Raw genomic sequence first — 25,331 nt, 5'->3', positions numbered from 1 at the left:
AGTTTGGTATTGGCAAGGACACCCCATTGGATAAACATCAACACCTTCTTGAACTTGAGCTTGAACAACTAAGAAACCGTATTGAAGCTGACCCTAAACAAGTTATGCAAGCGGCAGAACAATGTTTGTCTCAAGCGAAACAACTCAATTTTGTTGATGGCATTCTCCAATCACACATTATTATTTCGCGCTGTGCTTGGTGCATAATGGATTATCGACAAGGGCTGAAACGCATTAAACAGGCACACCAATATCAACACAGCCTTGAAAGTAATGACTATCTTCCAGAAATATTACATATTCATGCCCTCCATTTCTGGGGGCAGGCTAAGTACTATACCGCCCAACAATATTGGATTAATGCCTTAGAGCAGGCCTCCTTAACGGATGAGATTGAAATCATCATTGAAAGCTTAGTGGGGTTGGGTAATGTCTGGCGCATGACCCATGAGTATTCGTTAGCCTGTTCCACTCACGAATTAGCGGTTAATGTCGCCAATAAAACTCGAATTTCTTGGCTGGAAGGAAAAGCACGCATTTTATGGGCTTGGGATCTCTACTTACTCAATCAATATTTAGATATGCTTTCTGTACTGGATGGGGCTGAAGAAGCGCTGCGCGATCATAGCGATAATACTTGGCAGGCTGAAGTGTGGGACTTCCGAGGCTTGGCATTACTTGGTCTAGAGCGGCTAGAAGATGCAGAGCAAGCCACCCAACAGGCTCATGAGCTTGCAGAACAACATAACTTAGTCTGGATGAAAGCGCACTCTTATATCAGTCGAGCCCGGCTAGAACTGCTTCGGAAAAATCATCACAAGGCGACTCAGCTATTACTCCGTGCCGAACAATCCGCACAAACCTTTGATAACGGAGAATTGTTATCACAAATCTGCTTCCAACAGTCTCGGGTTGCTGAAGAGCAAGGAGATGCTCAAAGAGCCCTGATCGCATTTAAAAAATATCGTCGTTTCTCTCTGAATATGTTACGCGAGCAGACTTCTCGGCTAGGCCTTGACCGAGCTCATATTTCCAAGCGTCAGCTTGAACAACGAGCACACAAACTGATTCATCGTATACGAAGCCAATACGAATATAATCCTGAAAAACACTTATCTCATGTTGTAGCGGAAAGTTATTGGTGGGAACAATTAATGATGTTCAAAGCGGAATTACACAATAGTCGACACTCTGTCATGCTTTTTTACCATGAAGATCCACGCTATCTGGATATTTGTACCGAGCTTATCCATACACTGTGTGTACCGCATGACTTACTCTCTCGCCTCAGCCCAACTCGGCTCGGTCTATTGCTATCAGAAACCGGGCTATCTGCCCAAAAACTCAAACAAATCGTGGAAGGTATGATTGAAATTTATCCGTGGCAGCGCAAAGGTTTTCATGCTTCTCTACCCGTGATTACATTGAAAGATATTTTAAGTTTTCCTTTTACTTTAGAACAGTTAGAACAAGATCAACGACAGGAAGAGCATCATGGAAGCGCTACTGAATAAAATCCAGGACGCGGGGTTGGATGCCACATCAGTCAATGGCGAAGAAGCGATTATTTTTTGGCATCATGTTAAACAACATATTGCCAGTAATGCAGAAGAGCAGGCATTGTGCCTCACATTGAGTGCTGAATATCGCACTGAGATAAAACAAATATCGAAAAGTATCCAAGAACTTCGCAGCGCACTTGCTCTACTTTCAACCAGTAAAGATATTGAACTGGTGCTCACCATAAAACAAAGCCTGAGTGAACGGTTGGTGGAGTATGGTGAATATACGGCGGCGCTAAATGAGTATATTTCAACCTCAAGCTTAGCCGTAGAGCACGGCTGTATTGATGAATATGCTCAAGCCGTGCTTGGAATGGGAAATTTATGTGATGCCTACGGCGATCACCACCGAGCTTTGCGTTATTATCAAAAAGTGGATGCACTGAGCCATGCGTTCAGCAGCCGATCGTTACGTTTGCGTTATAAACTTTACATGCTGGCGTGCCATTTACACCTTAACCAGTTTTCAGCCGCACAGACCATTCTCACAGAATGTGAAACCTTGCGTATACTCGTCAATGATAAGATCTTGAATGGGCAAATTTTACTCTATCAAGCCAAATTGTATCGCCAACAAGGTCAACGAGAAAAAGCCATCAGCACTCTTACTCGTGTTCAGTATATCAATGGGAATATTCACTCTATTTGGCTATTTAACATGGTACGTATTGAACAAGCTTATTGCTTGCTTGATCTGAACAAAACGCATATTGCAAATATGCTGCTCAGTACGATGGAAAAACGAATCTCTCGATTAAAAAAGGTGTCCATTCTGGAGCAAAGCCTATATACCGCCTTTAGTGAAGTCTGTGCTCGCCAAGGGAACTATCACCTTGCCCTTCACTATGAGAAAAAAGGGTTTCAAATTGAATCTGAACTCGTCAAATCGATCCCTATCAGCGAGTTAGGTGCAACACAATTACGACGACTTTCTCGTTTCGAGCCTCAGTTGAAACTCATTTTGTCCGAACAAGAGAATCGAGAGCTCAAAGAAGCGACTGAGCATCAACGAAATACCGTTGCCCAGCTTCAGCAGGATGTCTTGACCGATCCCCTTACTCAATTGCATAACCGACGTTGGCTCGACATTAAATTGAAAGATCTTCTCCATAATGAAACCGTGTTTGCTTTTCTGGTCGTCGATATTGACCACTTTAAGTCCATCAATGATGATCTTGGTCATTTAGTGGGAGACAAAGCGATCATGCAAGTTTCATCAACATTAATCGATCATTTCCAATGCTACCCCACTTCATGCGTGCGCTTTGGTGGCGAAGAATTTTTGGTCATACTAGAGAAGTGTACGTTAGAAGAAGCCTCTCGGTATGCCAATGCCTTTCGTGAAACGATAGCTAGGTTTAACTGGCAACCCATGTTAGGAGATCGACGGCTTACCGTCAGTGTCGGTATTACTCTGCACCGTCCAGGAGAAAACACCCAACGGACTTTCTATCGAGCGGATAAAGCTCTCTATCGAGCAAAAGCCAATGGTCGAAACCAAATTTGTACCGAATAAGCGACTTATCACGGTACGTACTCGAAAAAGCCCAACGTACTCGACAAAACCCAACCGATAACGGATAAAAAAAGAGCCAATCGCAAATAAGGCGATTGGCTTATATTATGTGTGAACAAACTTCTATTCACTAACAACGTCAGTTGGCTAGGTGACCCTTGGCTTTAGTAAGGGTCAATGAGTAGAGAGCACTTAACGTGCCAACTTTTGTTAAGTTTCAGAAAATTGCATTAATTTTGGAATAAATATCTTAAAACTAATACTACCTAACAATATATAGATAAAAAAAACACAAAAATAAGCAAAGCATTAGTTCATTATGCTGCCTTACCCTTTCTTCTGCACACGATGATAAGCATATGAAGATCCTCGATAACGCGGCAAGTTTCCCACTTCAGTTATGCTGTTGCAAAATAAAATTGCAAAATGCAAAAAATCACACAGCGTCTGTAAAGAATACCTCAACAGACGCGGCCACAATGATCTGACAAACACTTTTTTATTGATGTCTGCTATACTGCGCGGCTTCTTCTTTAATATGATATTGGGTGTGTAATGAATTATGTAAGTACCTTTTTCAAAGGAATCGCTATGGGTGCGGCCGATGTCGTTCCTGGCGTGTCTGGTGGCACCATTGCCTTTATTACTGGTATTTATGACACCTTGCTGGAAAGTATTAGATGCATCAACCCCAGCCTGATTCTTTATTGGAAAAAACAAGGTTCCCGAGCAACCTTTCAGCATATCAATGGTGCTTTTCTGCTCGCATTATTCGGAGGCATTTTCACCAGTATCATTAGCTTAGCTAAGCTGATTTCTTGGCTATTGGTCGCTCACCCCATCCCAACATGGTCTTTTTTCTTTGGCTTAATTCTCATTTCCGTTTGGCATATGTGCCAACAAATAGAACAAAGATCGCTTTCCCGCTGGCTGGCTATTGGGATCGGAGTACTCGTTGCTTATACCATTACGGTTCTTAAGCCTATTGATATGGAAGTTACCCACCTGAACATGGTACTCGCTGGCAGTATTGCTATTTGCGCCATGATTTTACCGGGCATTTCAGGGAGTTTTATTTTACTACTGCTGGGGATGTATACCCCCATTCTTGATGCAGTAAAGACATTACAAATCGATATTCTTGCTTTGTTTCTTGCCGGATGTGTTATTGGGATCACCAGCTTTTCTCATCTTCTCTCTTGGTTGCTAAAACGTTACCGAGACATCACTCTCGCCTTTCTTACCGGACTTATGCTAGGAACATTACCTAAGATTTGGCCGTGGAAACAGACCACCCAGTGGAGTACTCATTCCCATGGTGAACCGATTGCACTGACCCAACAAAACGTATCACCGTTTAGTTATGAGCAGCTCACCACTCAACCAGCACAATTCGGCCTTGCGATTCTTTGCATGCTGTGTGCGGTGTTTCTTGTCCTTGGACTTGAAAAATTTGCCTCTCGCACTCGCTAAATCATCAGCAATCCCCTCCCTTCCCTAATAGCCACACTGTTGGGGAAGGAAACCGCCTCAGAATTTGACTCATCACACATTTCTCTCTTATTTCCGGCCTTCGTCTATTTTCATTATGTTAACATTCTGTGTTTGTTGTCACGGATTGCCATACCATGCATACGGTTATTAAGCTGATACTCGCCGCGCTTGCCTTACTCGCAGGATGGTATGCCAGCGATCTCATTAAGCATTGGCAAACTCATACTCCACCACAGGAAGTTCATCACTATTGTCCGCTCTCGACTCAAACCTGCCAACAGCAAGGCGTGAGTATGACATTAACTCAAGATATCGTTCAGCCTTTAGTCGCAACCACACTCATGGTTGAATGGCCGAATGCCCAAAGTCAACAATTAACGCTCACTTTGCAAGGATTAGAAATGGAGATGGGAACCGTAAAATTTCTGCTGACAAAAAAAGCTGAAGGCTCGTTTAGCGGTGAGTTAATGCTCCCCGTTTGTACTCTGCAAGGCATGACTTGGATAGGGATGTTAACGGATGGACATGCCAGCGTTTATCTTTCAGTAAGGATGGAAAAATGAGTAAAAATTGGTCGCTCTTTTGCGTGGTTATTTTCGCTTTGGGCTTTGGGTTAAAAAGCTATTGGGACACCCAACCCACTCAACAGCACAGTACCTCAGAGACTTTGGTGTCAACTGAACACCCACTGATCAAGCACTTATTTGATACTCATGACCCACGGATTCGTGTTGTCTATTTCGGTTTTACCCGCTGCCCCGATGTCTGCCCGACTTCGCTGGCCATGCTCTCGGGGGCTCTTCATCACTTCAATGAACCAACGTTGCAGCAACTGCGTCCTATTTTTATCTCATTGGATCCCGAGCGAGATACACCACAAGACACCAAAACTTATGCTGCCTACTTTCACCCTCAAATAGAAGGTATGGCTCTCCCTTTCGATCTCACTCGGTTATTGGCTGAGCGTTATGGGGTTATTTTTCAAAAAACGAACCTACCCAATTCCGAATTGAAATACACCCTCGATCATAGCTCCTACTTTTATTTTCTAAAGCCTGATGGCACGTTAATCACCCAAGTTCCACATACCAATACCCCAGCCCCCATTGTGGCGGCGATAAAAGAAGTCATAACCACTGAAGGAAAATAAAGATGAAATATCGCCTATTCATTTTAATCACCAGCTTGTTCGCCACTTATACTTATGCTCATGATAGCTTGGTCATCAAAGAACCTTATGCGCGAGCCACCCCCCCTAACGCGCCAACCAGCGCCGTCTTTGGCACACTCATCAATCATAGCCAAACGGATGAATATATTGTGGCGGCGTCCAGTCCTTCTGCGGGGAAAATCGAATTGCACGATATGATTCAAGAAGGAGCGGTCATGAAAATGCGTCAAGTCGATCAATTCACGGTGCCTGCGCAAGGGACATTAGAGTTAAAACCGGGCAGCTTCCATATTATGCTCTTTGATCTTCAACACCCTTTTGATGAAGGCGAGGAGATCACTCTGCAACTGATGACACAAACCGGTCAGTCACTCCTATTTATCGCCCCCGTTAAGAAAATTATCACCAGCATGCCCCATCATCATCATTAAATAGCAGGGGGGAGCGCCCCCCCATCATAGCCAATCATTCACAACAATAATCAAATAAATAAAACACATTGAAAAAACCAAACAAAACACTCTTCTGGCGCAAAAACAACCACAAATAGTTAACATTTATTTAAATTTGAGCTTTATTTCACCCTTCTTAGTAATTTTTTATGCTTGTTATCAATAAAACCTAGACACATTGTTTGGTGACGTTAATATTGGCTACGCTCTGCCATATTTCCACCGATTGGTGGACAATCACTGGCTGGGCTCACCCAAGGCGCTTGATGGTACAGGGGTTAATGACCACGTTGCTGACGTTTCTTGGGGATAACTATAAAATAAATTCATTTTCATCGCAGGGATAACTATGCAAAGCAACTCTCTTTTTGCCCGTTTTGCTCGTGGAAACCTAGTGTTACAGATCTTAGCTGGTATCGTTTTAGGTATCGGATTAGCGACCGTTTCACCAGATAAAGCGCAAAGCGTTGGCTTAATCGGTAACCTTTTCGTCGGAGCACTTAAAGCGGTTGCCCCCATTCTCGTCTTTATTTTGGTCGCAGCATCCATTGCTAATCAAAAGAAAAACCAACACACCTATATGCGACCCATCGTCGTTCTTTATCTGTTTGGTACATTTGCTGCAGCGCTCACAGCCGTTGTACTTAGCTTTATGTTTCCAACCACTTTGGTACTGGTTTCGGGCGTAGAAGGTTCAACCCCCCCGCAAGGGATTACCGAAGTTCTACAAACCTTACTCTATAAATTGGTCGATAACCCAGTGAATGCGCTGATGTCAGCCAACTACATTGGTATTCTTGCTTGGGCTGTTGGTTTAGGACTCGCACTTCACCACGCTTCGGCAACAACCAAATCGGTATTTGAAGATCTCAGCCATGGCGTTTCACAAATTGTGCGTTTTATTATCCGTTTGGCTCCATTTGGTATCTTTGGCTTAGTTTCATCGACGTTAGCAACGACCGGTTTTGATGCCTTAGCAGGTTATGCTCAACTGCTTGTTGTTCTCCTCAGTGCCATGTTGTTTATTGCTTTAGTCGTCAATCCATTAATTGTCTTTACGAAAATAAAGCAGAATCCATACCCCCTCGTATTCCAGTGCTTACGTGAAAGTGGCGTCACCGCCTTTTTCACTCGCTCCAGTGCGGCAAACATTCCAGTGAACATGGCTCTGTGTGAAAAGCTCAAACTCGATGAAGATACGTATTCCGTCTCTATTCCGTTGGGTGCCACCATTAATATGGCAGGTGCAGCGATAACGATTACCGTATTAACGCTGGCCGCTGTTCATACCGTCGGTATTGAAATCGACTTAATGACCGCTTTATTACTGAGTGTGGTTGCCGCTATTTCAGCGTGTGGAGCCTCGGGGGTTGCAGGGGGGTCGCTACTATTAATTCCTCTTGCTTGTAGCCTATTTGGTATCTCTAACGATATCGCCATGCAGGTCGTTGCTGTCGGCTTTATCATCGGTGTAATCCAAGACTCCGCAGAAACAGCGCTCAACAGCTCAACGGACGTTGTCTTTACCGCAGCGGTTTGCCAAGCGAAACAAACTCAAGCGTGATTTATCTTTTTCATAAACAAAACGGCCCGATTCATATCGGGCCGTTTTTTATTACAAACACTTATAATGGCTTATGCTTATCCATTGCTGTTTGAGAAAAGTCTAAGACTGCCGGTTTAGGGGCTTCTTGCTGGGTTTCAGCAAGGCTTTCTGGTTCATCAGTAAACCAATCCTCTTCCTGCCCATGTTCATCTGATGGAGCTAAAATATCCTCATCCTCTAACTCTTCCCCTTTATTCGGCACTGGCACTGCGCGTTTATACAACTTATTGAGCGCTCGAATAATCGAGTGTTTATTCACCGTCGATGCGGTAATTTTTTTCTGTAATGGTTTTGCTAACGACTGTAACCCCACCACGGAGTCCACCCCAATTTCACTACCAATTTGATCACGTAGCCCTTTTGCAGGTCCGTAACCAAAAAAAGCCGCAAGAAATAACCAAATATACGCAATCGCATTACCGCTTGGCCCACGAGCAACCCAAGCTTCTCCGGCATGATACATCGCCTCCGCATGGCCTTTCTCTGCGGCGCGCTCTAACCAGTAACAGCCTTTACCGTGATCGGCGGGAACGCCGACTCCTTGCAGGTAGTTCAGCCCTAGTTTCATCATTCCTTCAAGGCTATTTAATTTTGCCGCCTTAGCAAACCAAAAGGTTGAATCACTGGGAGCAGGTGCAATGTTATCTTTAGAGACACACCAATCCCCCATAAAGATGATAGATGGGATGTGTTGATCTTCCGCGGCCTCTTGAATCAAAGAGAGCCCTTTAGAAACATTGGTTTCCGTTCCTCTCCCGTAAATCATTGCCAGTCCGGTTTCAAACTTCGCATTGACATCCCCTTCAATAGCACGAATGAATTGCTGCCAAAACTTTGCTTTCTCTCTGAGAATCATATCATCACGCGCTTTTTCACAAATGCGCACAATGCCATACATCCCATTAATATTGTCAAATTGCGCGGCTTTCTCATACCAAAACAGCGCTTCTTTCAAATTTGTACGTTCTGCTTCTTTGGCTAAATATAAGATTGTGGGTACGTGCCCCGACTCCGCTTTAAACAAACGTTCTTTACGCTCTTGTTCTCGCATCCGTTCAAGCGCTTTACGGTATGCTTCTTCTCTGGCTTTCTTCTCCGCTTCTAAACGCTTTTTCCGGATCGACAAGGAAATCATCCAGACAAAAATCAGGATAAGCGAAAGCCCAGTCGCCCCAATTGCCATACCAATGGTATTCATATCATCTCTTTTTATCTATGGCTCAAGTGCACTCAAAATGGTCTATTTTTATACAGACAATCCCCAAGTAACTGACCGTTACAGCCTCAAATCAATGGGGGCAGAGCACTGAATACAGTTGCGCCTTAACTCACTATCCGTAAGCTTACTGTATATCAACGTATTCCCCAATCGATTCCCCTTTTTCCTCATAAAGAATTTGCACTGCATTCAATAAGAAAGGGCGAACACAATGGCATGAGTATACCACAACCATAATGATAGAAAGAGATTGTCAGCCACAGAGTAGGGATCATAAAAAGAAACAGGGGGTTAAAAACAAGGGAGGACATCGATACTCCACAGAAGACAAACAGTGGAGCATCGAAAAGGTGTGTCCGATTAATCTGATATTTTCACTTGTAAAAATCGAGCTTGTAAAGGATCCATCGGTATCGTGTAAACACCCTTGATGGGCGTGAGCCTTGTATGATTATCAAGCAAGTCGACCAACTCAATCGCAGACCCCAGTTCTGCGGCTGAAAAAGAAAATTGTTCGGTCATTTGAGAGGTATTTAATAAAAATAACACACGATCCTCGCCCGACTGTTTTAGATCCGCATAACGAGTTGCATCCGCAAGTAAATTAGTTCTAGAACCTTGATAGAGCGCCGGATGGTTAGCCCGTAGAGCCAATAATGATGTCACATAGTTTTTTAAATCAGCTTGGTTTGCATCAAGCGTTGCATTGACGCCGTCAATTTTTGCACTGCTGCGAGCGACATGATCGTCACAGACACCACGTATTGCGCACGTTTGGTTATCTTCTTTCGCATCAAAATTATCCACTTGATCGCCAATTTCTTCACCATAATAGAGTGTAATTGGCCCGGTATAAGCGGCTTGGAAAGCAAAGGCGGCTTTGTGGCGCAACCAATAATCCTCCTCATTGGGCTGAGCAAGTCCACCGCGTTGCAATAAATCCCCAAAGCGCACTAAATCATGGTTCCCAAGCATTAGGTTAGGCTGAGCATGTGCGGGGTATGAGTTGTGTGTCATAAACCCATTATTTAACCATTGCGCCCCCTTTCCACCGTCACCACTTTCATTGACCGCGAGCGTTTCGACGATTCGATAACGCATCGGAAAGTCGAAAGCAGAACACAAAGCAGGTGCTTGTGTTTCACCATAAGCTTCATGAGCAATATCAGATTCACCTTTCCAGACTTCCGCCACCATATAACCCAATGGATTCACTGCTACTCCATCAGCATTGATATAAGTAACACTTTGAGAGGTTTGCTCAACCGCTTTACGAATTTGGATCCAATCAGCCAACGGCACTTGATAAGCCTGATCTAACCGCCAGCCATCAATATTAAGCTCTTTGATCCAATAGGTTGCCACTTCTTTATAAAACGCCAAACTGTCTGGGTAATCAACAGGGTCATTGCTCCCTGAAGGAAGTAAGCCAGAAGGTGAAGGTTTAATTAAGCCTTGTTTATGATGGCCAAAGACCCCATCAAAGAAAACGTATAACCCTCTTTTATGCGCTTCATCCACCAAGGTTTTAGCCGTGGCTAAGTCTCCGAAACGGGGATCTATTTTAAAATAATCGGTTGCAAAATATCCCGTTGCATCAAGACGATCAGCCCAGTGATCTTGCCCTGCTATTGGCTGAGATTCAAAAATCGGAGTCAGCCAAATCGCATTCACACCCAAGGCTTTAATATAATCCAAAGAATCAATAATTCCTTGTAAATCTCCTTTATGGTGGCTAGTACCATACCCAGTCCCGTGCCCAATGCTTGAATCACCATCAACAAAGCTTTCGACCATGATTTGATAAGTCATCAATGTATTACTTTTTTCAGCTATTTGAGTAGAGCAAGCATAATTTTCAAAAGAAGTACGCTGATTAAACTCCTCCTGTTCATCATCAGAAGAAGAGCAACCTATTAATAATAAGCTAATAATGGAGATTAAACTAAGAATTTTATAGACATGAAATTTCATTATTTAATACATCATATTAAACACAGTAAAAAAAAATAGATATTTCTTACTGTGTTGATTGAATTTATGAACGATTATTTACAAGGGTTCACCATGATATTAAGAGGCTTACCTTTTTCATCAAACTGTAAGCTCCAAACATATTTACCCGATTGCTGAATATCGACCGTTGTATCTGTACCATATCCACCAAAAGTTAATTCCGTCAGTTCACCCACATTGAGTCGACGGCCTTTGGCGGTAAATTGTGGAGACCAAAGCTCTGTCGCATATTGCATTTTATAGCTGCCGTCTTTTTCTACCGTCACTGCCTGATAGAAATTATTACCTTTATATTGGTATTGCCGAGCAGGAACGTGTTTCCAATTCGCATCAGGGAAGCTACCAACCACATACAGAGGCTGTTTGATAGGGCCAGGAGCCGTACTATCCGCGTTATCACAGCGAGACATGAAATCAATCACCGCTTGTGGAGACAAATTCGTTACTGTTTCTTCCACAGTACTAGACTCAGATGTTGACTGGCATCCCATCAAACCAATAACAACCGAAAATAAAAATGAGGATTTTCTTAATTTCATATTCATTTAATTCCTTTTACTATACACATTAAACCACCTTTTAAATAAAGGATTTAAAAAGAAAAACATATCTGTTAAACAAATAGTTGTAAGTTTTTATAATAGAGAAGAAATGTCATAATTTCTGTGAAGTAAATTACCATATCAAAATATATTTCACTTAGGTAATAAAAAGCCAGAAACTCTGGCTTTTTATTATTTTGAATTTATGGCTTTAACAAATATTTCCTGGGCATCTTTAATTCCTAAATCTTTTGCTTCATCTAATAACCCAAGCGCTTTCGGAATATTATTTTCAACCACTGCTTTTTTTATTTCACTATGGTAGTAAGCGGTTAACTCCGTTCCCTGAGGACGAGCATTTGTGTTTGTAACAATATGTCTAGAAACAATATCATTCGCAGTAATGGTTAAGCGTAAATGTCCTGATAATGAATGGTTTGCATAAGGGTCAGCAATATCAGGTGGTTGGGTATGTCGAGCTAAAGCATGAGCTTTAGCAGGATGCAAAATTTGACTCGTTCCGGCTAAATCTTCCGCAGTTGTATAAATAAGAACTTTTAATTCTTGACCAGTCATATCAGGAATAACATTAAACGTTGTAACGAACTGATCATTATCTAGCATTTTGGCTGGATAATATTGAAAATCAGAAAACGTTTTCTTATAGATCTCTTTTCCTTGACCATCAAGAATCACCACGGTGGGTGCATAAACTTTTAAATCATTAGAGACAAAACTCGCCAGAGAAATGTCTAAACTTCCTCTATTTCCTGGAATAATAAATCCGGCAACAGGCCCTGCACTCTTTCCATCTAACAAGAGCTGACTTGACTGATTAAACGTGAATTCAACTTCTGTAGGTATATCAAGGACATTCCAAGAGACGTTTTCAAGGTGAGTAATAAACTTCTCAGCACTTTGGTTTTGCTGTAAGTCCAGTTGTTCCGTTGAAGTACATCCGGTCACTAACACCCCAACTAATAATGGTGCTAACCATTTTTTTATCATTTTCTCACCTCGGAATCTAATAAGGGCTGAAAGAATACAGCCAGAGAAACTCTGGCTGTATTGATTAGGACAGTAAATTAATCTCTATTGCTCATTACCACCATGCTTCAGCTTGAACACCAAACTGGAATGAGTCATCTGACTTACCATTATCAAAGGTGTTGCTGTTATCAGCTTTATCACTGTTTAAATATGAAGCATAAAGACGAATTTCAGGACGAGCCCAGAAACTTGAGCCAGCAGACCAAGCTTGAGCAACGGTCAACTTACCATATTTATCTTTAGCACCATCGTTATCATCTACAGCATAGCCAGCTTCAAAAATGGTTTTGTGATTGTCGTCCCATTTGTAAACCGGACGGATAACGGCAGACATGGCTTTCCATTTATCTTGGCCGTCCCACATCTCTTCGCCTACACCATAAACTAATTGATGGCCCAGTTCCCAACTATCGCCAAGGCCAACCACACCCCAGTTGATTAACCGATAACCACTAGCGCCTTTTTTCGCTTCAGCACCATACCAGCTACCGTCACCGTAGAAAGCAAACGCTTTAGAATAGCCTTCTGTACCATATTGCAATACTGTTTTGTTAAAGCCACTCGCAAGACCTTGAGTTAATTCAGCCGTTAACATTACGCCATTTTTAGCATCTTTAGCCGCTTGTGACGCCGCATCAGTATCATGAACTAGCGCATAGTTAATACCAACTTCTAAGGAGCCATTTTCCCATACAGGAATACCCGCATAACGTGCATCAAGTGTATTAACGTTAACCGCACCACCGTTGTTACCAGTATCAGCGAGATCACCACGGTCATTACGAACCCAAGCTAGAGATAGGCGGCCTGGGCCTGCTTCAATACCTTCGATACCAGCGCCTGAACCAGAAATATTCCAGTAATAGAAGTCTGAAATATGAATATCATGACGTTGATAGAAACGTTTACCCGCCCATAGTGTGGCTTCTGGAGCAAAGTCTAAAACACCTTGAGCACGAACATTGAATTGACGAAGTGCAAATTCAACATCATCAGTACATTTTAGGTCGCTTCCGCTCAAACCACAGTTAGTACCCGTTCCTTCCCAGTCATTAGAACCGTTGGAGCTCATTGCAAACATAGAATCAACGTAGAACGTTTTTCCATTGTTGTTATAAACTTCTTTACCTAACTGAACTTCACCATAAGTGTCACCTTCGTTACCTAGGCGTCCAATTTTATTTTTTTCATACGTAACTTGTTGACCACCATCAGCGCTAACCCCTACGCCAGCACGCATGTAGCCGTGAAAATCGACAGCAAAAGCAGACCCCGCTGCTAAAGAAGCAGCCACTGCAGCAGCAATTACACTTATCTTTTTCATCGTTGTTAACTCCATTTAGTTTTTTCTTATGTCACTCTATTTGCACACTCTCTTTATCGAACTCATAAAGGCAGAAATGAATCAACGATAAAAAGAGGTAAGATGGGACGAGTCCCCAGTTGTTTCAACTGTGGAAGAGGTTACTAAAGGCGCAGGGGCATGGCTTCCTCCGCCCTAACGATATTTAGGGGGGATGAGAAAGGAGGAGAAATTTAACCGTATGGTGTTTTTAAACCATTGATCACGGAATTGGGGGGAGTAGTCTCACTGAGTTCCAGCTTCTTACGCTACAAAGTGCCTCTTTGATCACTCTTTTGCCCTCAATGAGCGACTTCGATGAAAGAAAATTACATGAGAATATTTGTGACAAGGCGCTTGACCTTACGCTGACAAAACCTTTTACTTAAAGAGGCAGTGACTGAAAAAAGAAGAACAACGGTAACTTACCATGACATTGATGCTCTCTAAGCCGTATCCGCTCGGCGCGACACTTGATGATGACGGATGTAATTTTGCAATCTACGCTCCAGCAGATACCGACTTGCTGCTGGCTCTTTTTCATTCGGATGGGAGTTATCAAACTCTCCCATTAGATAATGAATATGCAGGAATTCAATACACTCATGTAAAAGGAGTGAAAGCTGGGCAACGCTATGGTTTTATTACTCAGTTAGAGGGCGAGCTTTTTTACCTGTCCGACCCCTATGCAAAAGCATTGGACCATGAGCTGAGTTATCAAGTTCCTCTGACGCCAGCGGAAAGTTTTGATCTCCCTAAATGTGTGGTTATCGATCCCAGCTTTGATTGGCAAGGAACCACAAAGCCAAGACGCCCACGCGATGAAATGGTGTTATTTGAAACGCACGTAAAAGGCTTAACGAAACTGCATACGGAGGTAAATAAGAACCAACGAGGTACTTACCTTGGGCTGATCAGCGAACCCATGCTGACCTTTTACCGTGAGCAAAATATTAATACGCTACAATTGCTACCCATTGCCGCCTGTATGCATGAGCCCCACCTATTAGAAATGGGGAAAGTGAATTACTGGGGCTATAACCCTTATGTTTTTATGGCCCCCGATCCTCGCTATGCTGCCAAGGATGCCGTCAATGAGCTAAAAACCGCCATTCGTGAACTCCATAAACAAGGCATTGAAGTCATTCTTGATGTGGTTTACAACCACACGGCAGAAGGTGGAGAAGGGGGGCCCATCTTTAACCTTAAAGCCCTTGACTCACATTACTACCTAAAACATGGCCAGCAGTTTGCCAATTTCACTGGCTGTGGTAATACCTTAGATCTCGCCTATCAACCAACGCTGAACCTTGTAATGGATACTCTGCGCTACTGGGTTAGTGAATATCATGTCGATGGGTTCCGTTTCGATTTAGCGGCAACTCTGGGTCGTCATGGTGATAATTTCAGCCAAGAAGCCGCTTTCTTTAAAGCTGTAGCTCAAGATCCTCTCTTGCGAGAAGTCAAGTTGATCGCCGAGCCTTGGGATATTGGCCCTAATGGTTATCAAGTCGGTCATTTCCCTTTTGGCTGGAATGAAACCAACGATAAATTACGAGATATTACTCGCAGTTTTTGGCGTGGCGATCAAGGCTATCTCAAAGAATTTGCCACTCGTATTATGGGCTCTCGTGATCTCTACAGTGCATCATTATGGCCTTATAAATTAACGGTAAACTATATTACCTATCATGATGGCTTCACATTACAAGATCTCGTTTCATACAAACATAAGCATAATGAGGCCAACGGCGAACAAAACAGAGATGGTCACGGAGACAATCGCTCTGATAACTATGGAGTGGAAGGTGATACCGATAATATGGTGATCCGCACCATCCGTGAAAAACAAAAGCGTAACTTTATGGCAAGTTTGCTCTTTGCCTTTGGTATTCCTCATATTCTTACTGCTGATGTGGTTTCACACACTCAGTTAGGAAATAATAATGCCTATTGTCAAGACAATGAAATCAGTTGGCTTAACTGGCATTTGACTGAACGTAAGCACTACTTTAGGCAATGGTTATCAGAGATGATCACCGCCCGTCAGCGTTATATGGTGCCTTTTATTCGTGCTTTTAGTGGTGAAACCCGCAACTCTAACCGCGTGTTTTGGCGTCGTAATGATGGAACCTTAATGGAGCAAGATGATTGGAATCAAGTCAGTTCCGTCGCATTGCATATCGGTATTGGTGAAGATGGCCAAGAGTTACTTTATTTGATCAACCAAACCAATGCCACCGCTCGGTTCACTTTACCAAGCGATCATAATCAAGAATGGTGTGTTATTTGCGATACCAATATGCGTACCGTTCATAAAGACACGGCTAAAGGTGAAGTCTTGCAACTTCCCGTCTCTATGGCGATTTTACACTGTCAACCGAAAAAGAAATGCGCTAAGCATTAAACTCTCGCCCTCTCAGAGAACCTAACTCATGGGTTTTCTGAGAGCCGCACTGTGCTCACACTCAAAACGCTTTCGCACTGAGTTTCAGGCTTTCTTTTCTCTGTATGTTACCATTTTGATATCAACCGATACTTCTGTTATAACAACTCTTCCTCTGCTTTTATTATTCCTATTAATGACTCTTTCGCAGAGTTCAATAAGGGTTTCCCATGTATAAACGATTTGAAAGCTTTACCGAAGCTTTCCCCAAAGCAACCCCACAACGTCCTCCGAATACCTTGTGGGCATTTTGCCGCCACTACACGAAAGGGTATGAAAAGCCTTTAATGATCATGGCATTACTAAGCACCTTAATCGCCATTATTGAAGTGTCTCTTTTTGGTTTTATGGGCCAATTAGTAGATTGGCTCTCTAGCAGTCATCCTGATCATTTTTTCACGGATAACCGCAATACTTTAATGGGGCTCGCTCTGCTCCTTTTGGTCGGGATGCCCCTGCTCATTTCAGTTTATTCGTTGCTCATTCACCAAACACTACTGGGCAACTACCCGATGTCGATTCGCTGGTTGGCTCACCGCTATTTGTTAAAACAAAGCCTCTCTTTTTATCAAGATGAATTCTCAGGCCGAATTGCCACGAAAGTGATGCAAACCGCACTGTCGGTTCGTGAAACAGTGATGAAAACCCTAGATGTTTTTGTTTATGTGATCGTCTATTTTTCAGCCATGTTGGTAATGCTCGCTCAAGCAGATTGGCGCTTAATGCTTCCCATGCTGCTTTGGTTATCGGCTTATATCACGATTCAGCTCTACTACATCCCCAAATTAAAACAAGTATCAAGCGAACAAGCCGATGCTCGTTCCATGATGACAGGGCGAATTGTGGACAGTTATACCAATATCATGACTGTCAAACTGTTTTCACACAGCCGACGTGAAACCGATTATGCAGAAGAAGGAATGAACGGCTTTTTAGACACCGTTTACCGCCAGATGCGTTTGGTCTCTGGGTTTAATATCTGGGTAGAAATCGCTAATTACTTTTTAGTTTTTATCATTGCTGCGATATCTATCTATTTATGGTCAATCAGCGCCATCAGTGTGGGAGCCATTGCGATTGCTATCAGCCTTGCACTGCGAATTAACGGGATGTCGAAATGGATTATGTGGGAAGTGGGGGCACTATTTGAAAACATGGGCACCGTGGTCGATGGCATGACAATGCTCTCAAAGCCGATCACCATTGAAGATGCCCCTCATGCGTCCGATCTCAACGTAACAGAGGGTCGTATTGAATTTTCAGATGTCAGCTTCCATTACGGAGAAAGTAAAGAGGTGATTAATCACCTTAACTTGACCATTAAGCCGGGGGAGAAAGTCGGGTTAGTTGGCCGTTCTGGGGCAGGGAAGTCAACCTTAGTTAACTTATTACTACGTTTTCATGATGTTGAAGGTGGAACCATTAAAATTGATGGGCAAAATATTGCTGAGGTTACCCAAGACTCCTTGCGCGGTGCCATCGGGATGGTGACACAAGACACGTCATTACTGCATCGTTCTATTCGAGACAATATTCTCTACAGTAACCCCACTGCCAATGATGAAGCGATGCGCAGCGCAGCGATGCAAGCTCATGCACACGAGTTTATTGAAACATTAACCGATGCGTATGGTAACACGGGTTATGACGCGCAAGTGGGAGAGAGAGGCGTCAAACTGTCTGGTGGACAACGCCAGCGAATAGCTATCTCCCGAGTTTTACTCAAAGATGCGCCATTACTTGTGTTAGATGAAGCAACCTCCGCATTGGATTCTGAAGTAGAAGCGGCTATCCAAGAAAGCCTCAATGAACTGATGCAAGGAAAAACCGTCATTGCTATTGCTCATCGGCTTTCAACGATTGCAGCGATGGATCGACTCATCGTATTAGATAAAGGCAAAATCGTAGAGCAAGGCACCCACCAAGCATTAATCAATCAAAATGGTATCTACGCTCAACTATGGGCCCACCAGACAGGAGGCTTTATTGGGAGAGATTCGAAAGAGAACCTCACCTAATCGGTACTCATTCAAACCAAATCATACGGCCAGCACGCTGGTGCTGGCTCTTCCCTGCTTTGGCATTTTCTCTTACTATTACTCTCTTCTATTTACCTTACTGTTTGATATCCCATTGAAGTCATCATGAACAAAAGTATTATCACAAACCTCATTGCTTTACTGTTACTGACTATCGGCTACTACTTAAGCCTACCTATCCTGTTTAATGCGGGCTTATTTGCTTTTTCCGGTGCAATCACGAACTGGTTAGCCATTCATATGCTGTTTGAAAAAGTGCCCGGTTTATATGGATCGGGGGTTATTCCCGCTCGTTTTGAAGATTTCAAAGCCGCAATTAAACGATTAATGATGGAAGAGTTCTTTACCGACGCCAATATTGACCGTTTTTTAAATCAAGAAATGAGCAGCAATCAAGCGCTTGACCTTGAACCCGTCATCGCTCAGGTTGATTTCAACCCAACCTTTGACTCACTGGTTGACGTCATCCAACACTCTTCCTTTGGTGGTATGCTAGCTATGTTTGGCGGATCAGAGGTATTACAACCCCTTAAGCAACCCTTCGTAGAAAAGATGCAAGCCTCTATGGTTCAGATAAGCCAAAGTGATTCCGTCAAACAAGCATTAAAAACTCAACTGGAATCACCAGCGATGCTTGATGAAATCAAAATCAATATTGAAAACATCATCAACCAACGCTTGAACGAATTAACCCCACAGTTAGTTAAAGAGATGGTTCAAGCGATGATTAAACAGCATCTTGGCTGGTTAGTTGTTTGGGGGGGAGTCTTTGGGGGCATGATTGGGATTCTTGCCACCTTAATTCCATAACACCTCAGACGTCATTCTCATAAAAAGAAAATGGGCTTCAGCCCATTTTCTTTTTCATTCGTAATATCAAAGAGATCGCTCGCTCTAACCCTGGGTATCGCCTTGGGATACACACATAGAAAACACCCACCAAGATAGCCGCCCCCCATAAATCCTCAGGGCGGTGCATTCCAAGCCATAAACGAGAAAGGCCAACCATCACACTCCAGCTAAAAAGGGCGGCGACACTCACCCAGCGCTTTTGTTCCAGTAATAAACCGCCAAAAAAGAGCAAACAAGCAACCGCAAACGCCGTATGTCCAGATGGAAAAGAAAAATCTCTTTCTTGCTGCCAAGCCAAAAGACGATAAGGTGAAACTTTTTCAGCCATTAATGTAACAGCCGCCTCTTGCTGTTGGTGATCCAAGCGATAAAAATGTTCTTCCGAAGGAATGATTAACCGCTGTACCATCACTTCAGTATAAGGCCGTGGGCTATGCGTCACCTGTTTTAGGCCAACCTTAGCTACCATGGTGAATGATAATAACAGCGCTAGCTGAATACCATGATTCAGCCATTGGTGGCGAAAGTTAGGTGCTCGCCAGTACGTCCAAAAGATAAGGAGCATTAATGTAATGACAAATCCTTCTTTCCCTGCCGTTTGTGTCAATACCGAAAAAAATCGAGTCAGCCCTGCTGGATCGAGATCTAACCAATTTACCGATGACGATACCGCCGTGATCGGAATAAGCACCAATAGGAATCCAATAAGTAGCCATAAGCCCACTTGACGACTCAATAATGGCGGCATCAGAACCATTGTCTTCTCCTTTTTCATTTTTTAGCCCAGTGTAGTCAGGTTAAATAAGAAAACTATCAACCACCTGTCAATTTATCTATAACCCCTTAAAACCCTTACATACACAAAATGGATGTTGCACATAAATTGCGAGCTAAGTCGTAGGAATCATCGCTAACATTCCCTATACTGTTCGATAACCACAGAGTTTTTATGGCTTTATTGAGGAGTGAAAATACCCGATTTTTCATCATCTCCCCTAACAACTCAGCCAACCAACCTGCGCTTATTCGCGCTGATGAGGTGTTTATGCACGTGGTCGTTAATGGTCAACCTTTCCCTTACCAAGCGGGGCTTTCTCTTCTTCAATTTTTACAGTCTCTAGAAATAGAGGTGCCACAACTCTGTGCAGCCAGCCATCAAATGGGCAAAAAGCACTGCAATTTATGCGTTGTGGAAGAACAGAAACTTGGCATTATTCGAGCCTGTGAAACCCTACTACGGCCACAAATGCAGATTGAAACGCATACTCCAGCCCTCTATCAACTTCGCCAAACAGCCTTGCAAGCGATTCTGACAGAGCACACCGCCGATTGTGAAGCCCCTTGTCAACAGGCTTGCCCAGCTCATGTTGATATTCAGGCATATTTACATCACATTGCACAAGGTGAACCTCAGCAAGCCGTCGCTATCATTAAACGTCATTTACCCCTACCCGCTTCGATTGGTCGGGTTTGCCCCGCTTTTTGCGAAACCGAATGTCGGCGTAGTTTAGTCGATGAACCCATCGCTATACGTCAATTAAAACGCCATGCTGCCGATCTCGATTTAACTACACCCTCTCAGGCCCCCTCAATGATGCCAGATAATGGTAAGCACATTGCTATTGTGGGTGCTGGGCCTGCAGGGCTCGCCTGCGGTTACTACTTACGTTTAATGGGATTTTCCGTCACCTTATTTGAAAGCATGCCACAAGCGGGAGGGTGGCTGCGCTATGGCATTCCTGAGTATCGATTACCCAAACAAGTACTCGACCAAGAGATAGCCATACTACTGCAAACTGGCATGACACTGTTATGCAACCAAACCATTGGGAAAGATTTTTCTCTTGCTCAATTAGAACAAGAATATGATGCTGTTTGCCTAGCAATAGGCGCAACCAAAGCGGTAACTGCTCACTACCCGGGAAGTCAATTATCTGGGTGCTATCTGGGCGCAGACTACCTAAAAGATGCAGCAACATTCCAGCGCTTAAAAACGGGAAAAAACGTCGCCATTATCGGTGGGGGCAATACAGCGATTGACTGCGCCCGAACCGCGGTTCGGCTTGGGGCGAAAGTCACGCTATTTTATCGACGAACTCTGGATGAAATGCCAGCAGAAGCGTATGAAATTCAAGAGGCTGACCATGAGGGTGTCACCTTCTGCTTTCTTACCCGTCCATTAGAAAACCTCGCGGATGAACAAGGCCATGTCCGAGCAATCCGGCTGCAAAGGATGACATTAGGAGAAGCGGATAGCTCTGGGCGACGTAAACCCATCCCGACGGAAGAAGTCTACGAACAAGCCTTTGATACTGTGATTGCCGCTTTGTCCCAACAGCCAGATCTTCAACTTTTTAACGGGCAAAAAGCACACGTTCCACTCACCCAGTCACACACCGCTTGTGTCGATCCTGAAACACTGCATCACTATCACAATGTGTTCTCCATTGGCGATTTCCGTCGCGGCCCTGCCACGGCAATTGAAGCGATTGCTGATGGAAAACAAGCCGCAGAAGCCATTGCCCATCGCTTAATCTTAGGTCTCAATCCTCAGCAAAAAATATTTGCCAGCCGTAAAGCTCCTTCACTCAACCTTGTTAAACGCAATGAATATCGCTTTGAAGCCATTCAGAGAAGAGTGCAATTTCCACATCTTCCAAGCTTATACCGCCGTAAAAATTTTGCCGAAGTGGAGCTTGACCCAGGAAGAAATGCGGCGCAATTAGAAGCCAGTCGCTGCCTAGAATGCGGTTGCCAAGTAAATACCGACTGTCGTTTGCGCGACTATGCCAGTGAGCACCATATTGATGCGACACAGCTCACCTTGGTGGAACGCAGCGGTTATCCGGTTGATAAAAGCAGCCCTTTTATTGTCTTTGATGCTAACCGCTGTATCAGCTGCGGACTTTGTATCCAAGCCTGTCAGGAAGAAAACGTACATGGTGTGTTAAGTTTTTCGGACACCGATAATAAACCGATATTTAACCATAACCAACGCATCAAAGATTCTCAGTGCAGTCAATGCGGCGCCTGCATACAAGCCTGTCCAACAGGGGCGTTGGTGGATAAACGCGACAAATCTCATGCACGAATAGACATACTAAAACCCTACACCACAATTTGTACCTATTGTGGTGTAGGGTGTAGTTTGACCTTGTATGTCGATGAAAAAGCCAACCGCATTCGACACATTGAAGGAAATAAACGCTCGCCCGTAAACCAAGGTATGCTTTGTGTTAAAGGACGATTCGGTTTTGATTTTCTTCACAGCCCTGAGCGGCTAACCACCCCACTGATTCGCCGAAATGGCCAATTACAGCCAACGAGTTGGCAAGAAGCCTTAACCGAAATTGCTCAGCGTTTTCTGCACATTAAACAGCACTATGGCAGCCAAGCACTGGGTGGTTTTTCTTCAGCCAAAGCCACCAACCAAGATAACTATCTCTTTCAAAAACTCATCCGGCGAGAGTTTGGCACCAATAACGTCGATCACTGTGCTCGCCTATGTCATGCCTCAACGGTAACAGGCCTTGAGGCATCCTTAGGCAGTGGAGCCATGACAAACGATATCGCCAGCATTGCCCATTCTGATGTGATCTTAATCATAGGTTCGGATACCACCGCCGCTCACCCAGTGATCGCCTCACATATAAAACGAGCCGTTAAACAAGGGGCAAAATTAATTGTTATTGACCCTAAACGGATCAAAATGGCGGATTACGCTACCTTATATGTGGCTCAACGGCCAGGTACCGATGTGATGTTACTCAACGGTATCATGCAGCAGATCATCACTCATGCTTGGTATGATAACGATTACCTAAAACAACGTGTAGATGGGTTTGAAGCACTGTTGATGGAAGTGATGTCTGACCACTATTTACCAGAAAAAGTGGAGCTTATCACCGGAGTGAGTGCACAAGATATTTACCGTATCGCCCAAATGATCGGCACCGCTCGTGTGACCTCGGTTTTTTATGCCATGGGCATAACCCAACATACCACTGGTCATGATAACGTCCGCTCCATTGCAAACTTGCAGCTATTGTGTGGCAACATCGGCATCGAAGGTGGGGGGATTAACCCACTGCGCGGACAATCAAATGTGCAAGGTGCCTGTGATATGGGCGCACTCCCAACCGATTACCCCGGTTATCAAAAAGTAACGCATCCACTAGTACATACTAAGTTTAGTCAAGCTTGGCAATGCAATACACTTTCCCAGCAACCCGGATTAACGCTAACGGAAATGATTGATGCCGCAGCGACACAGGAATTGCGTGGCCTATATGTGATGGGAGAAAACCCCGTACTGAGCGATCCCAACCAGAGTCATGTTATCGAAGCACTAAAACAACTCGATTTTTTACTGGTACAGGACATTTTTCTATCGGAAACCGCACAATTAGCCGACATTGTTCTGCCCGCATGTGCGTTTGCAGAAAAAAGTGGTCACTTCACCAATACTGAGCGAAGAGTTCAATCATTAAGTCCAGCCCTCACACCACCGGGGGAAGCCAAAGAGGATTGGTGGATCATCACGCAGATAGCCAATGCGATGGGCGCGAATTGGTCCTATCACAGCGTAGAGCAAATTCATCAGGAAATATGTCAAGTCACCCCTCAATATGCCGGAATGACTTGGCAAAAGCTCGCACAAGGTGGACTGCAATGGCCTTGTCATGCAGAAGCACCACAGGGTACCCGCTTACTTCATCAGCAAGAATTCCCTCGAGGCAAAGCACAAATGGTTCCGGTTCCATTCCGATATGCCGCAGAACTGCCGGATGAAGATTACCCGCTTATATTGACCACAGGGCGAGTGTTAGAACAGTTCCATACAGGAACCATGACGCGTAAAACCTCAGGGTTAAATGAAAAAGCCAGCGCGCAGATCATGATCAGTGTCCAAGAGGCTGAACGATTAGGGATAGCGAATAGTGAAAAAGTGCGCCTCACCTCACGTAGGGGCTATATTGAGGCTCCGGCCTTTATTACCAAACGCATGCAATCAGGGGTGGTGTTTGTTCCCTTCCATTTTGCAGAAGCTCCCGCCAACCGACTGACGGTTAATGCTTGCGATCCCTATGCAAAAATTCCAGAGTTTAAAGTGTCAGCCGTGCGGCTAGAAAAAATCATTCAGCCTATCATGGAATCGGAGTAACCCATTGAGCGGCTTCTTATTGAATTAGTAAAAAGATTCTCGGGATAAAAGACCAAGCTCATCAATGATTTCTTTGGTTTGTTTAGAATAAATGAGCTTATCTTTCGCACCAATCAACTGGATCAGTTTTACTTTACCAGACATCACCGCTTGGCGTAGCACCCGTAACACCATTTGGCTATCTAAAATCTTATGATCATCCAAGCCATTACTGGGTACGAGAGAAGCAAGATCAATAGAAATGACTAATTGATCGCAATGTTCAATATAGTGATCCAGTTGGTTTTTCACTTGAGTTCGATGACGAAAGCTGCACTCATCTTCGGTTAACCAGTCACAACCCAAATCTTCTGCGTACTCCCATGTTTGGCTCGCCACACGATCAGCATCAATACCAAAATAAAATAACCGAGTCTGTTGATAACGAGACAGCGCAAAGTGATACACCGATCCAACTTGTCGGTCTAATGTTTGTTTGAGTTCAAACTGGTGACCAATATGAATAATACCCAACTCTTCATTATCGACGGCAAGCAATGGCAGAGCATTGAGCAGTAACTCGTGGCAGTTCCCCAATATGACAGGGACCGAATGGATGCTTAAATGGTGATGTAATAGCTCTCGGAACCGACCATCTGCCGGATCGCGTAAGACAAGATGTCCGGCATCCGCATAATTTGCATTCACTTGTTGTTGATAAAGCCAGTCAGAGGCAAATTCTAAACTTTGCTGAGCAAATTCAAACTCGACTTGCGAAGTCGGCTTTACCTGTTCACACACGGTACAGAAAGTAAATGCCGACATAGCGGGTGCCGAAGAACGGCCAAGACGATAACGTTTGAATAAACTAAGCATGATGA

18 protein-coding genes are annotated in these 25,331 nt (G+C 43.8%); 11 read left to right on the top strand and 7 right to left on the bottom strand.

Annotation, left to right across the window (positions count from 1 at the left end; all coding sequences use genetic code 11):
- Nucleotides 1–26 precede the first annotated feature (26 nt).
- The 7 genes from B5D54_RS07010 to sstT all read left to right on the top strand — a co-directional run bounded on the left by B5D54_RS07010 (nt 27) and on the right by sstT (nt 7,759).
- Nucleotides 27–1,514, top strand: a complete 1,488-nt coding sequence (locus tag B5D54_RS07010) for a MalT transcriptional regulator family protein (RefSeq protein WP_078925960.1) — start codon at nt 27–29, stop codon at nt 1,512–1,514.
- Nucleotides 1,495–3,078: a GGDEF domain-containing protein gene (locus tag B5D54_RS07005; RefSeq protein ID WP_078925819.1), complete on the top strand. Its 1,584-nt coding sequence runs from the start codon at nt 1,495–1,497 to the stop codon at nt 3,076–3,078. Before B5D54_RS07010 ends, B5D54_RS07005 begins: the two co-directional genes overlap by 20 nt.
- A 555-nt stretch (nt 3,079–3,633) precedes the next feature.
- Nucleotides 3,634–4,551 (top strand): polyprenyl-phosphate transporter, encoded by a 918-nt coding sequence (locus tag B5D54_RS07000; RefSeq protein ID WP_078925818.1) that lies wholly within the window; start codon nt 3,634–3,636, stop codon nt 4,549–4,551.
- 155 nt (nt 4,552–4,706) lie between these two features.
- Complete coding sequence (locus B5D54_RS06995; RefSeq protein WP_078925817.1) at nt 4,707–5,135, top strand: hypothetical protein; 429 nt, start codon at nt 4,707–4,709, stop codon at nt 5,133–5,135.
- Nucleotides 5,132–5,722: an SCO family protein gene (locus B5D54_RS06990; protein ID WP_078925816.1), complete on the top strand. Its 591-nt coding sequence runs from the start codon at nt 5,132–5,134 to the stop codon at nt 5,720–5,722. The genes B5D54_RS06995 and B5D54_RS06990 overlap by 4 nt, the downstream gene beginning before the upstream one ends.
- A 2-nt stretch (nt 5,723–5,724) precedes the next feature.
- Nucleotides 5,725–6,174, top strand: coding sequence for a copper chaperone PCu(A)C (locus B5D54_RS06985; protein WP_078925815.1), 450 nt, complete (start codon nt 5,725–5,727; stop codon nt 6,172–6,174).
- A gap of 370 nt (nt 6,175–6,544) precedes the next feature.
- Complete coding sequence (gene sstT, locus B5D54_RS06980) at nt 6,545–7,759, top strand: serine/threonine transporter SstT (protein ID WP_078925814.1); 1,215 nt, start codon at nt 6,545–6,547, stop codon at nt 7,757–7,759.
- A 61-nt stretch (nt 7,760–7,820) separates the two neighbouring features.
- Here sstT and B5D54_RS06975 read toward each other — a convergent pair whose 3' ends face one another.
- The 5 genes from B5D54_RS06975 to B5D54_RS06955 all read right to left on the bottom strand — a co-directional run bounded on the left by B5D54_RS06975 (nt 7,821) and on the right by B5D54_RS06955 (nt 13,952).
- Nucleotides 7,821–8,999 (bottom strand): tetratricopeptide repeat protein, encoded by a 1,179-nt coding sequence (locus B5D54_RS06975; RefSeq protein ID WP_078925813.1) that lies wholly within the window; start codon nt 8,997–8,999, stop codon nt 7,821–7,823.
- 381 nt (nt 9,000–9,380) lie between these two features.
- The gene (locus B5D54_RS06970; protein ID WP_078925812.1) at nt 9,381–10,994 is read right to left on the bottom strand and encodes an alpha-amylase family glycosyl hydrolase; all 1,614 of its coding nucleotides are present in this window, start codon (nt 10,992–10,994) and stop codon (nt 9,381–9,383) included.
- Nucleotides 10,995–11,068: 74 nt separating this feature from the next.
- Nucleotides 11,069–11,575 (bottom strand): glycosidase, encoded by a 507-nt coding sequence (locus tag B5D54_RS06965; RefSeq protein WP_078925959.1) that lies wholly within the window; start codon nt 11,573–11,575, stop codon nt 11,069–11,071.
- 195 nt (nt 11,576–11,770) lie between these two features.
- Nucleotides 11,771–12,583: a MalM family protein gene (locus B5D54_RS06960; RefSeq protein ID WP_078925958.1), complete on the bottom strand. Its 813-nt coding sequence runs from the start codon at nt 12,581–12,583 to the stop codon at nt 11,771–11,773.
- A gap of 97 nt (nt 12,584–12,680) precedes the next feature.
- Nucleotides 12,681–13,952, bottom strand: a complete 1,272-nt coding sequence (locus B5D54_RS06955) for a maltoporin (protein ID WP_078925811.1) — start codon at nt 13,950–13,952, stop codon at nt 12,681–12,683.
- Between the two features lie 448 nt (nt 13,953–14,400).
- Between B5D54_RS06955 and glgX the strand changes: the two genes are divergently transcribed.
- From glgX to B5D54_RS06940, 3 genes are all read left to right on the top strand, one after another.
- Entirely contained in the window at nt 14,401–16,377 is a 1,977-nt protein-coding gene (gene glgX / locus B5D54_RS06950; RefSeq protein WP_078925810.1) for a glycogen debranching protein GlgX, read from the top strand.
- 209 nt (nt 16,378–16,586) lie between these two features.
- A complete protein-coding gene (locus tag B5D54_RS06945) occupies nt 16,587–18,434 on the top strand; it encodes an ABC transporter ATP-binding protein (RefSeq protein WP_078925809.1) in 1,848 nt (615 codons plus the stop codon).
- Between the two features lie 126 nt (nt 18,435–18,560).
- A complete protein-coding gene (locus B5D54_RS06940; protein WP_078925808.1) occupies nt 18,561–19,265 on the top strand; it encodes a DUF445 domain-containing protein in 705 nt (234 codons plus the stop codon).
- A gap of 37 nt (nt 19,266–19,302) precedes the next feature.
- Here the strand turns inward: B5D54_RS06940 and B5D54_RS06935 are convergent, their stop codons facing one another.
- Nucleotides 19,303–20,064, bottom strand: coding sequence for a phosphatase PAP2 family protein (locus B5D54_RS06935; RefSeq protein WP_078925807.1), 762 nt, complete (start codon nt 20,062–20,064; stop codon nt 19,303–19,305).
- A 288-nt stretch (nt 20,065–20,352) separates the two neighbouring features.
- Here B5D54_RS06935 and fdhF point away from each other — a divergent pair, with 288 nt between their 5' ends.
- The gene (gene fdhF / locus B5D54_RS06930) at nt 20,353–24,471 is read left to right on the top strand and encodes a formate dehydrogenase subunit alpha (RefSeq protein ID WP_078925957.1); all 4,119 of its coding nucleotides are present in this window, start codon (nt 20,353–20,355) and stop codon (nt 24,469–24,471) included.
- Between the two features lie 24 nt (nt 24,472–24,495).
- Here the strand turns inward: fdhF and B5D54_RS06925 are convergent, their stop codons facing one another.
- On the bottom strand, nt 24,496–25,326 hold the full coding sequence (locus B5D54_RS06925; protein ID WP_078925806.1) for an arginase family protein: 831 nt from the start codon (nt 25,324–25,326) through the stop codon (nt 24,496–24,498).
- Nucleotides 25,327–25,331 lie beyond the last annotated feature (5 nt).

This window comes from Vibrio cincinnatiensis DSM 19608 (assembly GCF_900167345.1).
Taxonomy (GTDB): Bacteria; Pseudomonadota; Gammaproteobacteria; order Enterobacterales; family Vibrionaceae; genus Vibrio; species Vibrio cincinnatiensis.
Note: the sequence above shows the minus strand (reverse complement) of the source record. Positions and strands in the feature narration are given on the sequence as shown.